This is a genomic window from Rahnella sp. CJA17(1/100) (assembly GCF_963881615.1).
Taxonomy (GTDB): domain Bacteria; phylum Pseudomonadota; class Gammaproteobacteria; order Enterobacterales; family Enterobacteriaceae; genus Rahnella; species Rahnella aceris.
The window spans coordinates 14640-29549 of the sequence record NZ_CAWOJA010000033.1 but is presented as its reverse complement, the minus strand read 5'-3'; the positions used below and the strand labels follow the sequence as shown (position 1 = coordinate 29549).

The 14910-nt window shown below is 54.2% G+C and carries 12 protein-coding genes; 2 read left to right on the top strand and 10 right to left on the bottom strand.

The window, feature by feature from the left end:
• Positions 1 to 57: 57 nt before the first annotated feature.
• From AACU55_RS14875 to AACU55_RS14835, 9 genes are all read right to left on the bottom strand, one after another.
• Positions 58 to 1770: an ABC transporter ATP-binding protein gene (locus AACU55_RS14875; RefSeq protein WP_134705632.1), complete on the bottom strand. Its 1713-nt coding sequence runs from the start codon at positions 1768 to 1770 to the stop codon at positions 58 to 60.
• A gap of 105 nt (positions 1771 to 1875) precedes the next feature.
• Positions 1876 to 2181: a hypothetical protein gene (locus AACU55_RS14870; protein WP_013575742.1), complete on the bottom strand. Its 306-nt coding sequence runs from the start codon at positions 2179 to 2181 to the stop codon at positions 1876 to 1878.
• A 14-nt stretch (positions 2182 to 2195) separates the two neighbouring features.
• A complete protein-coding gene (locus tag AACU55_RS14865) occupies positions 2196 to 2720 on the bottom strand; it encodes a hypothetical protein (RefSeq protein ID WP_240785637.1) in 525 nt (174 codons plus the stop codon).
• Between the two features lie 266 nt (positions 2721 to 2986).
• Positions 2987 to 3850 carry a D-amino-acid transaminase gene (locus AACU55_RS14860; protein ID WP_134705630.1) on the bottom strand — a complete coding sequence of 288 codons (864 nt, stop codon included), beginning with the start codon at positions 3848 to 3850 and terminating at the stop codon, positions 2987 to 2989.
• 168 nt (positions 3851 to 4018) lie between these two features.
• A complete protein-coding gene (locus tag AACU55_RS14855) occupies positions 4019 to 4258 on the bottom strand; it encodes a hypothetical protein (RefSeq protein ID WP_013575745.1) in 240 nt (79 codons plus the stop codon).
• 96 nt (positions 4259 to 4354) lie between these two features.
• On the bottom strand, positions 4355 to 5035 hold the full coding sequence (gene narI, locus AACU55_RS14850; protein ID WP_013575746.1) for a respiratory nitrate reductase subunit gamma: 681 nt from the start codon (positions 5033 to 5035) through the stop codon (positions 4355 to 4357).
• Complete coding sequence (gene narJ, locus AACU55_RS14845; RefSeq protein ID WP_013575747.1) at positions 5032 to 5754, bottom strand: nitrate reductase molybdenum cofactor assembly chaperone; 723 nt, start codon at positions 5752 to 5754, stop codon at positions 5032 to 5034. The genes narI and narJ overlap by 4 nt, the downstream gene beginning before the upstream one ends.
• Positions 5754 to 7289 carry a nitrate reductase subunit beta gene (gene narH, locus AACU55_RS14840; protein ID WP_037034411.1) on the bottom strand — a complete coding sequence of 512 codons (1536 nt, stop codon included), beginning with the start codon at positions 7287 to 7289 and terminating at the stop codon, positions 5754 to 5756. The genes narJ and narH overlap by 1 nt, the downstream gene beginning before the upstream one ends.
• Positions 7286 to 11050 carry a nitrate reductase subunit alpha gene (locus AACU55_RS14835; protein ID WP_134705629.1) on the bottom strand — a complete coding sequence of 1255 codons (3765 nt, stop codon included), beginning with the start codon at positions 11048 to 11050 and terminating at the stop codon, positions 7286 to 7288. The genes narH and AACU55_RS14835 overlap by 4 nt, the downstream gene beginning before the upstream one ends.
• Positions 11051 to 11435: 385 nt before the next feature.
• Between AACU55_RS14835 and AACU55_RS14830 the strand changes: the two genes are divergently transcribed.
• The gene (locus AACU55_RS14830) at positions 11436 to 12455 is read left to right on the top strand and encodes a transporter (protein ID WP_013575750.1); all 1020 of its coding nucleotides are present in this window, start codon (positions 11436 to 11438) and stop codon (positions 12453 to 12455) included.
• A gap of 21 nt (positions 12456 to 12476) precedes the next feature.
• On the opposite strand, the gene AACU55_RS14825 is transcribed toward AACU55_RS14830, so the two are convergent.
• Positions 12477 to 14180, bottom strand: a complete 1704-nt coding sequence (locus AACU55_RS14825; protein WP_134705628.1) for a chloride channel protein — start codon at positions 14178 to 14180, stop codon at positions 12477 to 12479.
• 413 nt (positions 14181 to 14593) lie between these two features.
• On the opposite strand from AACU55_RS14825, the gene AACU55_RS14820 reads away from it, so the two are divergent.
• Positions 14594 to 14908, top strand: coding sequence for a type II toxin-antitoxin system RelE/ParE family toxin (locus AACU55_RS14820; RefSeq protein WP_013575753.1), 315 nt, complete (start codon positions 14594 to 14596; stop codon positions 14906 to 14908).
• The last annotated feature ends 2 nt before the right edge of the window (positions 14909 to 14910 follow it).

The following is a 14910-nucleotide window of genomic DNA, read 5'->3' as shown; positions in this document are numbered from 1 at the left end:
TGAGTGGCGATTATTTCGCCGTTCCAACCCTCTCCTTTGCAGGAGAGGGTACAAAAATTAACGGAACTGTGCGGCGTGGAGTTGTGCATAACGCCCCTGATGAGCCAGCAGTGATTCATGCGTACCCTGCTCAACAATGCCTTCTTTATCGACCACGATAATACGGTCAGCGTTCTGAATCGTCGCCAGACGATGGGCAATCACCAGCGTGGTCCGTCCCTCAGAAAGCTCCGCCAGCGACTGCTGGATAGCCTGCTCGGTGGCAGTATCCAGTGCAGACGTGGCTTCGTCGAGGATCAGGATTGGCGGGTTTTTCAGGAAAATCCGCGCAATCGACAGGCGTTGCTTCTGCCCGCCGGAAAGCTTCACGCCCCGCTCGCCAATCACCGTGTCCATGCCCAGCGGCAGTGCGTCAATGACGTCATCAAGGCGTGCGCTGCTGGCAGCCAGGCGGATTTCTGCTTCGCTGGCACCGAGCTTACCGTAAGCAATGTTCTCGCGGATCGTCCCGCCAAACAGAAACACATCCTGCTGCACGATGCCGATGTTATGACGCAACGAGGTCTGCGTCATGTCGCGGATATCAATGCCATCGATGGTGATACTGCCGCTGTCCAGCTCATAAAAACGGGGCAGCAGCGAACACAAGGTGGTTTTTCCCGCACCGGAAGGCCCGACGAATGCCAGTGTTTCTCCGGCATTAATAGAAAGCGTGATGCCATTGAGAATTTTGCTGACTGACGTATAGCCGAACACCACGTTGTCATAATGAATATCGCCGCGCAGATGGCTGACCACCTGAGCGCCCGGCCGGTCCGTGATATCCGGCGCGGTATCAATAAGCTGCGTGAAGCGTTTGAAACCAGCAATCCCTTTCGGATAGCTTTCCAGTACCGAACTGATTTTTGCCACCGGACGGAAAAACACTTCCACCAGCAGCAGGAACCCCACGAATCCGCCGTAAGTCAGCTGATCATTAATCACGTACCAGGTTCCGGCGACCATCACGATCAACTGAACCAGACGCGTACTCAGATAGCTCAGTGTCAGGCTGGCAGTCATGATCTGATAGGCTTTCAGTTTCGTCGTGCGGTAATTATCGTTGTCAGAAGCAAACAGTTTTTGCTCATGCGCTTCGTTAGCGAAGGCTTTCACCACACGAATGCCGCCGATGCTTTCTTCTATACGTGCGTTAAAATTACCCACCTGGCCGAACAGGCGCCGCCAGGTTTCAGTCATCTGCGCACCGTAGCGACTGACCATCCAGGTCATCGCAGGCACAATAATGATGGTCATCAGCGCCAGCTGGACATGCACTGTCGCCATCAGAATGAACGCGCCGATAAAGGTCATCACCGCGATAAATACATCCTCCGGCCCGTGGTGTGCCACTTCGCCCACTTCCTCCAGATCCTTGGTGACATGGGTAATGATGTGACCGGTTTTGGTATTGTCGTAATAACGGAATGACAGTTTCTGCAGATGGCTGAACGCTTCGCGACGCATGTCGGTTTCAATCCCGACGCCCAGCGCGTGTCCCCAGTAGTTGACGATCGCCATCAGCGCAGTATTGAACAGATAAATCAGCAACAGACCGACCGTCGCGCCGATAATCAGCACCCAGTCGTGTGCGGGCAGCAACTTATCGATGAAGGTTTTGATCGCCATCGGAAAGCCCAGTTCCAGCAATCCGGCCAGAATGGCGCACCCGAAGTCTAGGAAGAACAGTTTTTTATAGGGCGCGTAATAAGAGAAGAAACGGCGGAGCATCAGACATCCTCATAGAAACGGCCCGGCGGCGGGCAAGTCCGTCAGTCTAAATGAAAATGGTTATCGATAAAGATAATTTTAGACTCGCCCGCCGCAAGATCGTTTTTACAGGACGTTGCGCACGCCGCTCAAAATCACGTCAAAGACCGCATTCAGCGCCTGCCAGGCTATCTCTGCGCTGATCGCTTCATAGGTGGTCAGCACTGCCACGAAAGTGGATTTTTGAGTCGCCAGCAAAGATTCATACTCCCCCGAACGGAAACTGCCTTTGCCCTTTTCAATCTCCCATGTCAGCTGAAGTAAGGCTTCAATCTGCGGGACGGCACTGCTTGCCACCGTATTCCAGTTTGCGCCCAGTGAAGCTTTTGCCGCATTGATTGCGCGGTCTCTTAAATCAAAAATATCACTCATCCTGTTCACCTTTATTATTTTTGCGATGTGCCTGAGCCATTTTTTAATACCCGCTCATACGTCAGCATTGACTGCATAATCACGGAAACCTGTTTACGCTGAATAGCGATATACGCCGGAGAATCCTGTTGCGAACAATGCTGCTTTTTATATTTGATCTGATAGAAGATATTTCTCAGGCCGAATATCTGCTGATCAATCGCAGGATTGTTATTTAAGGCTTTGGTGCGGGATTCAATCAACGCCAGATCGGTTTCCGCGGAATTGAAGAACTGACTGTCGGGTTCAGAAAGGGGAGAAATCAGTGAAAGTGTTTGCCCTGCCGCCACGGGCTCAGCCTGGCAGGCAACCACCGGCACGGCGGGTTGTGTATTGTCAGCCATTGCCTGCGCAGTCCAGGTCACAAATTGCCGGTCAGCTTTAATTTCGAACTCGGTAATTTGATTATCTAACGTCAGGTCGTACTGATGTGTGGAACACGCGGTCATTGTCATCACGACAATAAACATCGCGACGCTGAATTTAATGATTGATTTCAAAATGCCTCTCCTGTGATGAATTCCGAAGGTGGGCATTATTCCATTGCCCCTGCCTTCAAAAAATTAGTCACAAGAGAGAAACGGCGCAATCAACCGGTAAATCATTTTCAATAAATGATGGCGTCATTTTTATCATTAAAATAAATAAGCGATGAGAGATTATTTTCCAGGTTAAAAACGTTCGCGTCTGTACACAGCGACAACCGTAACGCTCCCTCCCATCCTCCCCCTTCGCAGGGGGAGGAGCCGTCTTCCGTTGACGTTAATTACCGGCTCGTCGCTTCCACCGCCATTTGCACATAAATCGCCCGCAATTTTGCGGCGACGGCACCTGGTTTTCCGTCCCCGACCGGCTTACCGTCCAGTGCGATCACCGGCCAGATAAAGGTCGTTGCCGAGCTGATAAAGATCTCCCGCGCATTTTGTGCTTCATCGAGCGTGAACGGGCGTTCCTCGAAGCGAATATCATGATGCTTCGCCAGTTCCAGCAGCGCCTGACGGGTGATGCCATGCAGAATGTGCGTGCTCAGCGGGCGGGTGATCAGCGTGCCATCAGCATCTACGATCCAGGCATTGCTGGAACTGGCTTCGGTGATCAGGCCGTTTTCGATCAGTAAGGCGTCATCGGCATTATGCTGGTGGGCATACTCTTTCGCCAGACACGGAGCCAGCAGACCCACGGTTTTGATGTCACGACGCTGCCAGCGGATATCCTCAACGGAGACCATGCGAATACCGCTTTTCGATTTGGGGTGATCTATCAGCGGCCGCGCCTGGGTAAACATCAGAAAAGTTGGCGTTACGCTTTCGCCGGGGAAATCAAAATCACGGTCACCGCTGTTGCCGCGGCTGATTTGCAGATACACCGCCCCTTCCACCAGATGGTTTTCAGCAATCAGACGCTTTTGCAGGGTCTCAATATCGCTGAGTGCGCAAGGCAGACGCAGATTCAGCGCCTGACAGGAACGCGCAAGCCGCGCCAGATGTGCCGCGTTGTCGAGCAGACGGCCGTTCAGTACGGCGCTGACTTCATAGACGGCATCAGCAAATAAGAAACCGCGATCAAATACCGACACCTTCGCGTCATGCTCGGCAACAAACTCCCCGTTAAGGTATACCGTTCTGGTCATGTTATTTTTCCTGGCCAACGTTGATTAGGATTTTTATTAGCTGTAAGACGACTGAAAGCATAAATTGCGTGAAAACTGAGCAGCAGATGTTGATGCAACGCAGGTTTCCGGCACACCAGACATAAAAAAAGCGCCCTGATGAGCGCTGATGCGGTATGGGGCGAAAGATCAGAGTTCGCCTTTTTTCTTTTTGTTACGGATAACTAACCAGCTGATCAGCGCCATCACGCAGCCGATAAAGATAAACCAGATGCCGAGCATCAGTTGCGGTGCCATTTCTCCTGGCGGAGTTTCAGGGCTGCCGACCACTAAACCGTGGATGGTGGCAACAATGCCGATAACCAGCAAGATCAGGCTGTTGCGAAGTAAACGGCGGGCTACGGTCATAGGTTGTCTTGGGGTGGCCATCAGATGCGTCCTTGAGCAATAAAATAAAGATAAGGGCGCATAATAGCGCCCTTCGTTTTTATGTCAAAATTGCCAGATCACAATCATGCAGGTCAATCAGCGACGATTACGCACCAGCTGATAACGGCGGGTGAGATATTCCACTGGCGCGCTCCAGATATGCACCAGGCGGCAGAACGGGAACAGCAGGAATAGCGTCATCCCCAGCACCAGATGCACGCGGAAGATAAACGCCACGCCATCCAGATGCGCTGCCGCACCGCCACGGAAGGTCACCACGGACTGCGCCCAGCCAACCAGTTTCATCATTTCACTGCCGTCCATATGCTGCGCGGAGAACGGGATGGTACTCAGCCCGAGGGCACATTGAACCACCAGCAGAATGATGATCATGATGTCACCAAAACTGGAGGTCGCCCGCACGCGCTCGTTGCTCAGACGACGCCACACCAGCATGCCGCCGCCGATCAGGGTCATCAGGCCACAGGCACCACCCGCCCACATTGCCATCTGCTGTTTCACCGGCACCGGCAGAAAGGATTCATACATCCAGTGCGGCGTCAGCATACCGAAGGCATGTCCTGCGAAAATACCGAGAATACCGACGTGGAACAAAGGCGAGGCGATACGCAGCGTTTTTTTCTCCAGCAACTGGCTGGAACCGGCGCGCCAGCTGTACTGGCCATAGTCGTAACGCAACCAGCTGCCGACCAGAAATACCGTGCCGCACAGGTAGGGATAGATATTGAAAAAGAAGTTGTTGAGGAAGTCGGTCATTTGCGTGGTTCCCCCGCAGGCATTTCATCAAGGTTCAGATACTGTGGTGCGACCGCACCAGCGAAACGTTTCTGGTGCGCAGTCTCATCGCCCGACGCACAACTTTGCTCGCCGAGGAACTTGATTTGCTCCTCTTCCCATACCGCATCCAGCGCGGCGGGTGTGTCATCACGGGCTTCCTGTCTGATGCCTTCGCGCACCGTTTCGGTCGCGATATCACTGCCGGACAGCGCCAGCAGCAGATCAAACAATTCAGCGTAATGACTGTCCCGCTCCTGCATACGGGCGCTGAGTAACGCCAGAATCGGTGCGATGTCACGCAGCCCTTCCCGCGCCTGATTTTCATCACGCGTGGTCAGGTATTCCAGATACAGTGGCAGATAATCCGGCAGCTCACGGCTGTCGATTTCCAGCCCGGCTTCACGGTATTGCCCCATCAGATCGACCATCGCCTGACCACGGTCACGGGATTCGCCGTGCACATGTTCAAACAGCAGCAGCGAGGTGGCGCGACCACGATCGAACAAACCGGTATACGCCGATTGTGCATCCAGCAAATCCTGCTTACAGAACGCCGTGATATACAGCGCCAGATCAAGACGCTGCTCCTGAGTCAGTTCCGGAGACTCTGCCACCGCTTCCAGCAGTTCCGGCTGGTGTTGCCACAACTCTTCGGACGGGTAATCAAGCAGTAAGCCTGTCAGTCGTAAACTGTTCATCAGCGGTTCCTTTCGGTTTTCGCGCCGATGTCGATGGCATCGATGCGTTTACTGTTGAACAGGTTGAATTTGCTGTCGCTGCCGTGGCAGCCGTCGCCGAAGCTGAAACCACAACCTTTGGCTTCCGGGAAGGCTTCACGCGCCTGTTCACGATGGCTGGATGGCACCACGAAACGATCTTCGTAGTTGGCAATCGCCAGATAGCGGTACATTTCTTCGGCCTGTGCCGCAGACAATCCGACCTGTTCCAGCGCGCTGGTGTCCGTTACGCCATCAACGGTTTCCGCACGTTTGAAATGACGCATCGCCAGCATACGTTTCAGGGCGCGCAGCACCGGTGCGGTGTCCCCTGCGGTCAGCAGGTTCGCCAGATATTCCACCGGAATACGCAGGCTTTCGACGTCCGGCAGCACGCCGCTGTGCGGTAACGCACCGGCATCGGCGGCAGACTGAATCGGAGACAGCGGCGGCACGTACCAGACCATCGGCAACGTGCGATATTCAGGATGCAGCGGCAGCGCCAGCTTCCATTCGATCGCCATTTTGTAGACCGGCGACTGACGCGCGGCGTCCATTACCGACAGCGGAATACCGTCTTTTTCGGCCTGCGCCATCACTTCAGGATCGTTCGGATCGAGGAAGATACTCATCTGGCTTTCGTACAGGTCTTTCTCGTTTTCAACCGACGCGGCTTCGCCGATACGGTCGGCGTCATACAACACCACGCCGAGATAGCGGATGCGGCCGACGCAGGTTTCGGAACACACCGTTGGCTGGCCCGCTTCGATGCGCGGATAACAGAAAATACATTTTTCTGACTTGCCGCTTTTCCAGTTGAAGTAGATTTTTTTGTACGGGCAACCGGTCAGGCACATGCGCCAGCCACGGCATTTGTCCTGGTCGATCAGTACGATGCCGTCTTCGCCGCGCTTATAAATCGCACCGCTCGGACAGGTCGCCACACAGGCCGGGTTCAGGCAGTGTTCGCACAGACGTGGCAGGTAGGCCATAAAGGTATTTTCGAACTCGCCGTACATTTCTTTCTGCATGTTGGCGAAGTTCTGATCGGCAGAACGTTTGCTGAACTCAGTGCCCAGATCGTCTTCCCAGTTCGGGCCGCCGGTAATTTTCTTCATGCGTTTGCCGGTCAGCAGCGAGCGCGGACGCGCCACTGGCTGATGTTTACCGTCTTTCGCGGTGTGCAGATGCTGATAATCAAAATCAAACGGTTCGTAATAATCATCGATTTCCGGCATATGCGGGTTGGCGAAGATTTTATGCAGCAGGTTGGCTTTGTTACCCATACGCGGCTGCAGTTTGCCGTTGATTTTGCGGATCCAGCCGCCCTTCCATTTTTCCTGGTTTTCCCAGTCGTGCGGATAACCCAGACCCGGTTTGGTTTCCACGTTATTGAACCACGCGTATTCCATCCCTTCACGGCTGGTCCAGACGTTTTTACAGGTCACGGAACAGGTGTGGCAGCCAATGCATTTGTCGAGATTCAGCACCATGCCGACTTGTGAACGAATTTTCATTTGGCTTTCTCCTGTTGCACGGCGTCCTGCACGTAGTCATTGCCTTCATCGTCTAACCAGTCGATGCGGTTCATTTTGCGCACAATCACGAATTCATCGCGGTTAGAACCGACTGTGCCGTAGTAGTTGAAGCCGTAGGCCAGTTGCGCGTAACCGCCGATCATGTGAGTCGGTTTCGGGCAAACGCGGGTAACGGAGTTGTGAATACCGCCGCGCTGCTGGCTGATTTCGGATCCCGGAATATTCACGATGCGTTCCTGTGCGTGATACATCATGGTCATCCCCGCCGGTACACGCTGGCTGACCACCGCACGGGCGCTCAGTGAGCCGTTGGCGTTAAACGCTTCGATCCAGTCGTTGTCCTCGATACCCAGTTTTGTCGCATCGTCTTCACTCAGCCAGACAATCGGACCGCCGCGACCTAAGGTCAGCATCAGCAGGTTGTCGCTGTAGGTGGAGTGAATACCCCATTTCTGGTGCGGCGTCAGGAAGTTCAGCGCCATTTCCGGATTACCGTTCGGCTTCGCATTCAGCAACGGTTGCGCCGCGCGGGTGTCGATTGGCGGACGGTACACCAGCAGGCTTTCACCGAAGGCGCGCATCCACGCGTGATCCTGATAAATCTGCTGACGGCCGGACAGCGTGCGCCATGGAATCAACTCGTGCACGTTGGTGTAACAGGCGTTGTAAGAAACGTGTTCATCTTCCAGACCAGACCATGTCGGGCTGGAGATGATTTTGCGCGGCTGCGCCTGAATATCGCGGAAGCGGATTTTCTCGTCTTCTTTATTCAGCGCCAGATGCCTGTGGTCGCGGCCGGTATTCTGGCTCAGCGCTGCCCAGGCTTTCACCGCCACCTGACCGTTGGTTTCCGGTGCCAGCGTCAGGATGACTTCGGCTGCATCAATCGCGGTGTTGATCATCGGCTGGCCTTTCGCCACGCCATCCGCTTTGGTGTAGTTCAGTTTTTTTAGCAAATCGACTTCGCTGTCTGTATTCCAGCTAATGCCTTTACCGCCGTTACCGAGTTTTTCCAGCAACGGACCGACGGAAGTGAAACGCTCATAGGTGTTCGGATAATCGCGTTCAACGGCCATCAGATGCGGGGCGGTGCGCCCCGGGATCAGCTCACATTCGCCTTTTTTCCAGTCTTCCACACCAAACGGCTGCGCCAGTTCAGCGGCGGAATCATGCTGGATAGGCAACGTCACCATATCGGTTTCGACACCCAGATGGCCGACGCATACGCGGGAGAATTCTTTGGCGATACCTTTGTAGATTTCCCAGTCACTTTTTGAATCCCAGGCCGGATCAACAGCCGCGGACAGCGGATGAATAAACGGATGCATATCCGAGGTATTCATGTCGTCTTTTTCGTACCAGGTGGCGGTTGGCAGCACGATGTCGGAATACAGACAGGTGCTGGACATACGGAAATCAAGCGTCACCACCAGATCCAGTTTGCCTTCGCCGCCCTGCGCCTGCCATTCGACTTCTTCCGGCATCACGCCGCCCTGAATGCCTAAATCATCACCCTGAATACCGTGTTCGGTGCCCAGCAGATACTTCAGCATGTACTCGTGGCCTTTACCGGAAGAACCCAGCAGATTGGAGCGCCAGACGAACAGGTTGCGCGGGAAGTTTTGCGGATTGTCCGGCTGTTCAGCCGCGAAACGCACGCTGCCGTCTTTCAGGGCTGCCACGGTGAAATCTGCCGGCGATAAACCGGCGGCCTTTGCCTGTTGTGCAATGTGCAGCGGGTTAACGTTGAGCTGCGGCGCAGACGGCAGCCAGCCCATACGCTCGGCGCGCACGTTGTAGTCGATCATGCTGCCGGTGAATTTGGATTTATCCGCCAGCGGCGACAACAACTCCTGCGGCGCGACGGTTTCGTAACGCCACTGGCTGGAATGGTTATAGAAGAACGAGGTGCTGTTCATCTGGCGCGGTGGACGCTGCCAGTCCAGACCAAACGCCAGCGGCTGCCAGCCGGTTTGCGGACGCAGTTTTTCCTGCCCGACATAGTGTGCCCAGCCGCCACCACTCTGACCGACGCAACCGCAGAAGATCAGCATGTTGATCAGGCCGCGGTAGTTCATGTCGAGGTGATACCAGTGGTTCATCCCGGCACCGACGATAATCATCGAACGGCCATGGGTTTTGTTGGCGTTATCGGCAAATTCGTGCGCGATGCGCCCGATGTTTTGCTGAGAAACACCCGTGATTTTTTCTGCCCAGGCTGGCGTGTAGGCTTTGATTTCGTCATAGCCTTGCGCGCAGTTTTCGTCATTCAGACCGCGCTCAATGCCGTAGTTCGCCAGTGTCAGGTCGTAAACACTGGCCACCAGACCGGTACTGCCATCTGCCAGTTGCAGGCGTTTGACCGGCAATTTGTGCATCAGAATTTCATCCAGCGCCACGCTGTTGAAATGCTCACTGACCGCGCCGCCAAAATACGGATAGCCAACATTAACGACCTCATCATGATCATCAAGCAGGCTCAGCTTCAGGTTGACGTCTTTACCGTCTTGCCCCTCGCGGGATTCCAGATTCCACTTGCCTTTTTCACCCCAGCGGTAACCGATCGAACCCAACGGCGAGACCAGTTCGCCGGTGTTTTCGTCGAAGGCGATGGTTTTCCACTGCGGGTTATTTTCCTGACCCAAATTGTCCACCAGATCAGAGGCACGCAACATACGGCCTGCCGCATAAGAACCGTCTTCACGCGGTTCAAGCATCACCAGCATCGGCATATCGGTGTAGCGGCGCACGTAGTCAGTGAAATACTGACTTGGATTGTCGATGTGGAAGGATTTGAGGATCACATGGCCCATTGCCAGCGCCAGCGCGCTGTCGGTACCTTGTTTCGGTGCCAGCCACTGGTCACAAATCTTGGCGATTTCAGCGTAATCCGGCGTAATCGCGACGGTTTTGGTGCCTTTGTAACGCACTTCGGTAAAGAAGTGGGCATCCGGCGTACGGGTCTGCGGAACGTTGGAGCCCCAGGCGATAATATACGAAGAGTTGTACCAGTCAGCCGATTCAGGGACATCCGTCTGCTCGCCCCACGTCTGCGGAGAAGCCGGTGGCAAATCGCAATACCAGTCGTAGAAACTCAGACAAACGCCGCCGATCAAAGAAAGATAACGCGCGCCGGAAGCGTAAGACACCATCGACATCGCCGGAATTGGCGAGAAACCGATAATACGGTCCGGGCCGAAGGTTTTGGCGGTATACACGTTGGAGGCGGCGATCAACTCATTCACTTCCTGCCAGCTTGAACGCACAAAACCACCGCGACCACGTGCTGCTTTGTATTCTTTGGCTTTTTCCGGTTGATTCACAATCGAGCCCCAGGCATCGACCGGATCGCTGTAATTCAGTTTGGCCTCGCGCCATAACTGGATCAGCTTTTTGCGCATCAGCGGATATTTCAGCCGGTTGGCACTGTAGAGATACCAGGAATAGCTGGCACCACGCGGACAGCCGCGCGGCTCGTGGTTTGGCAAGTCCGGACGGGTGCGCGGATAATCAGTTTGCTGAGTTTCCCAGGTCACCAGACCGTTTTTGACGTAAATCTTCCAGCTACATGAACCGGTGCAGTTCACACCATGCGTGGAACGGACCACTTTGTCATGCTGCCAGCGGCTGCGGTAACCATCTTCCCAGTCGCGATTGGTATTCAGCGTCTGGCCGTGGCCGTCAGCAAAAGGTTCAGCTAGCTGTTTGAAATAGCGAAACCGGTCAAGAAACTTGCTCATCCGGAACTCTCCTGTGCAAAGGCTTATTTGCGCTTTGTCATTATGTGAATGGCGGGGAATACAACTACATTGCTCAATATGGGCTCAGGGTATGCACGCGCGGGAGCCGTCTACTTGATTGCGATCAACGCCTTTGCGTCATGTATTTATTTACATAACGCCAGATACTCCCAAAGAGGTACAAATTTAAACGGAGTTAAGCTTATGATTTATTGGCCATAATTTCGTAAATAAAACAAAAAGGAGGGAGTGACGTCATCTGACGGAAAATTGGGGGTAAGGCTGTTTGAATGTGACAGTATTGTGAAATTAGACGGGAGGTTATTGTATTTACGCCGATGTCTGGCGTAATGGTGCCACCTGCTTTGGTCACCAGAAATCCGACATGCCGACAGAAAAACCCGCCGTACTCAATTTCAACGATGAAGTCACCGGAATGATTTACGGCTTCGTTTTTCGTCCAAACCGCCCTGCCGAACGTGTTTCTTCACAACAGGTTCAGGAAGCCTGGCAGCAGATTTGCCACGACAAAGGATTCGTCTGGATCCACGTCAATCTCAATCATGCCATGTCAGAAAAATGGCTGAAAAAGCATTTTGGCGTCGGCGAGGTGTTTTTCGAGGAAATCCGCGAAGGCTCGCGCAGCACGCGCATTGAACGGCTCGATGACACGCTGCTGGCGGTGCTCAACGATGTGATTTTTCGCCCGGATGAAACCAGTGATGAAGCTTCGACGCTGTGGCTCAGTTGCCATCAGCAACTGGTGGTCACGGCACGTCATAAACCGGTCAGGCTGATCGAGCAATTATTCAAACGACTGGAGCACCTGAACATCAGCACGCCCACCGCGCTGCTGGTGCATCTTTTAGAAGAACAGGAAGATTTACTGGAACACATTGTGCGTCGGGCCAATCAGTACGTGGACACCATCGAAGAGCGACTCCTGAGCCATCACGTGAAAAAGAACCGCGCCGATCTGGGGCGTCTGCGCCGGATGCTGCTGCGGTTTCAGCGTTTACTGGCACCGGAACCGACTGCACTTTTCCGCCTGCTGAACCGCCCTCCTACCTGGATAGCTCCCGCTGTGGTCCAGGATTTACGGCAGTTTGCCGAGGAATTTTCTGTGGTGCTCAATGACCTTATCGCGCTGACCGAACGCATCCGGTTATTGCAGGAAGAAATCACTTCACGCCAGATGGAGCAAAGCAACCGCACGCTGTATGTGCTGACCGTGATCACCGTGCTGGCGCTGCCGATCAATATTGTGGCCGGTTTCTTTGGCATGAACGTCGGGGGCATTCCGCTTGCCAGCAATCATCACGGTTTTATTTTGCTGGTGATGATTGTCGGCGTGTTTACCCTGCTGGCGGGCTGGTATGCATTAAGGCATCGCGACGACGGCTGACGGCCGCGAACCGCACAACAACTACAGGAAATCTTTGGCTTTATTCAGCAGCGAGGCTTTGGTGATCACCCCCAGCAGACGGCGGGATTCAGCGTTTTCCAGCACCGGTAAACGTTCAAGCGGCGAATTGCTGAACATCGCCCACGCCTGTTCGTAACTGGCCTGCTGGAAAATCGTCGTGAATTCCTGCTCGATAAACGGGCCAATCGGGCTGCCGGATTTCACGCTGCCATCGATAAGCCCTGCTGCCACCACATTGGTCGGCACTACGCCGAGAAAACGCTCCTCCCTGTCCACCACGTACACATATCGCGTGCGCTGTTTCAGCCCTTCGCTGACCACTTCAGACAGCGAGGCATCAACATACATTTTCGAACATGGCGAAATCAGTGACGCCACCGTACTGTATTCAAAGGCATTTTTCGCCGCGAACCGCGCGTTATGACGTGTCAGCACCGGATACGTGCCACCGACCTTCAGGCGTGAGGCCACGACATAAGAAATCGCCGTCGCCAGCATCAGCGGGAACAGCAGCGAACTGTTGAGGGTCATTTCAAACGCCATCATGATCGACATCAGCGGCGCATGACTGGTCGCCGCCAGCAATGCGCTCATGCCGATCGCGGCATATAAACCGACCGGACCGGGATCGAACCCCAGCCATTGCAGGAAAGTACACACCAGCGCCCCGCCCGCCGCACCAATCAGTAACGACGGCGTAAACAACCCGCCGACCGCACCGGACCCGATGGTGATCGCCGTAGCGACAATTTTCAGGATCAGCAGCACCAGTAACGACGTCTGTAAATCGCCGTTATTGAGGATTAAATCAATCACCTCAAAACCGTTACCCAGCACCAGCGGCGAAATCATTGCCACCAGTCCGACGCCCAGCCCGCCGAGCCCCAGGCGCAGCGCGGGATGCGAGATGGGTTTCATCCACTGACGGACTTTATCGATTGATGAGATGAATAGCGGCCCGAGAATCCCCGTCGCCATGCCGATAATCAGCACGGTGAAAATCGCGCCGAAAGACGGGCTGAAAGAGGCGGAAGAATACAGATACAGTGGCGCGTAATCGGTCAGAGAACGGACAGTAAGCACCGCGACCGACGCCGAGATAAACAACGGGATCAGGCGCTGAACTGCGGTCACACCAAAGGCGATTTCCGCCACAAACAGCGCACCGGCAAACGGGGCGTGATACACCGCCGCCAGTCCGCCCGCGGCGGCCATGGCGATAATATCTGACTGATGTACACCTTTGAAACGCGAAAAACGCCCGAGCAGACTGCCGCTCAGCGCGGATAACTGCACCATTGCCCCTTCGCGACCGATTGAACCACCGCTGGCAATACTGGCAAGCGACGACAGCCCGCGCAGCGCGGTACTGACCACCGGAATGCCCGGCAGACGCTGATCGATAACATCCAGATAATCCGGCATTTTGCCGTGCTTGTTTTCGTAGCGCAGCGCCAGGATCAGGATAAAACCGGCAATGACGCCGCCGGCTGTGGTGATCAGCGGCCAGACAATTTTGGGATATTCATTGAAAGCTTTGGTGATGTCGCTGCCATCGGTGAACATCAGGCCGTTAATGCCCGAAATCGCCCCGCGAAAAGCGATTGTCACCAGCGCGGCAATAATCCCGGCGGGAATGGCGATCAGCAGGTTAATCAGATCACTCTTTTGCAGGACGTCAGGGTTGAAAGCTTTCAGGCTCATAAGATCTCAGTGGTCGAAAACAGTGACAGGCAGAATACCGATGGAAATCATTATCATGCTCATCAGCCCGACGCAACCCGGGGCGTGGCTTAAAATCGAAAATTGTTGTCCCCCGCCTGTGCCGCCGCCACGGTGAAAAAGCGCGGTCACTACGCTGCCAATGCAGCGTAAACATTCTGCGCGCTTTGCCGCACTTATGCCGTCCCCTCTGTCGGACGATGCAAATTCTCTGGAAAACATCCTGCAAAATCCTAAACAACCGCTTTCGCTAAATGCATGAAGCATTAAAGTCACGTTCGTTCCCGGGAGAACAACCCCTATACAACGGCAAAAGACTCTGTTAATTTATGCACCGAAGCACAGTGCAACAAGGCTTCGGTGCCCCACCTTAAAAATCAGGATGGGTTCATCTCATGAACGATATGCTCAGGATAAGCAGTTTCCGCGATCAATGGCTGGAAGACTTTTTCCACTTCGCCACTCCCCATCGCAAAATACCCTGGACGCTGGCAACTGCTCTGGAAAGGAAGCTGGATATGATCAATGCCGCAATGGATTATCGCGATTTACTCTGGCCCCCGGGCAATCGCTATGAAGATCTGGCCCCCCCGTTAAAGGGATTTTCATCGATCAGGGTGAATGAGCAGTACCGTCTGATTTTTTACTGGCGGGAAGGAAAAGCACATGGCCTGTATTTAGATCCCCACGGTTACAGGAGTTACCGGTAATT

What these genes read in the sequence shown, in the direction of transcription:
- AACU55_RS14825 (WP_134705628.1), bottom strand. Translation starts at nt 14,180, where the DNA reads ATGAGCCTGAAAGCTTTCAACCCTGACGTCCTGCAAAAGAGTGATCTG.
- AACU55_RS14820 (WP_013575753.1), top strand. Translation starts at nt 14,594, where the DNA reads ATGAACGATATGCTCAGGATAAGCAGTTTCCGCGATCAATGGCTGGAA.
- AACU55_RS14860 (WP_134705630.1), bottom strand. Translation starts at nt 3,850, where the DNA reads ATGACCAGAACGGTATACCTTAACGGGGAGTTTGTTGCCGAGCATGAC.
- AACU55_RS14875 (WP_134705632.1), bottom strand. Translation starts at nt 1,770, where the DNA reads ATGCTCCGCCGTTTCTTCTCTTATTACGCGCCCTATAAAAAACTGTTC.
- narH (WP_037034411.1), bottom strand. Translation starts at nt 7,289, where the DNA reads ATGAAAATTCGTTCACAAGTCGGCATGGTGCTGAATCTCGACAAATGC.
- AACU55_RS14830 (WP_013575750.1), top strand. Translation starts at nt 11,436, where the DNA reads ATGCCGACAGAAAAACCCGCCGTACTCAATTTCAACGATGAAGTCACC.
- AACU55_RS14835 (WP_134705629.1), bottom strand. Translation starts at nt 11,050, where the DNA reads ATGAGCAAGTTTCTTGACCGGTTTCGCTATTTCAAACAGCTAGCTGAA.
- narI (WP_013575746.1), bottom strand. Translation starts at nt 5,035, where the DNA reads ATGACCGACTTCCTCAACAACTTCTTTTTCAATATCTATCCCTACCTG.
- AACU55_RS14855 (WP_013575745.1), bottom strand. Translation starts at nt 4,258, where the DNA reads ATGGCCACCCCAAGACAACCTATGACCGTAGCCCGCCGTTTACTTCGC.
- AACU55_RS14870 (WP_013575742.1), bottom strand. Translation starts at nt 2,181, where the DNA reads ATGAGTGATATTTTTGATTTAAGAGACCGCGCAATCAATGCGGCAAAA.
- narJ (WP_013575747.1), bottom strand. Translation starts at nt 5,754, where the DNA reads ATGAACAGTTTACGACTGACAGGCTTACTGCTTGATTACCCGTCCGAA.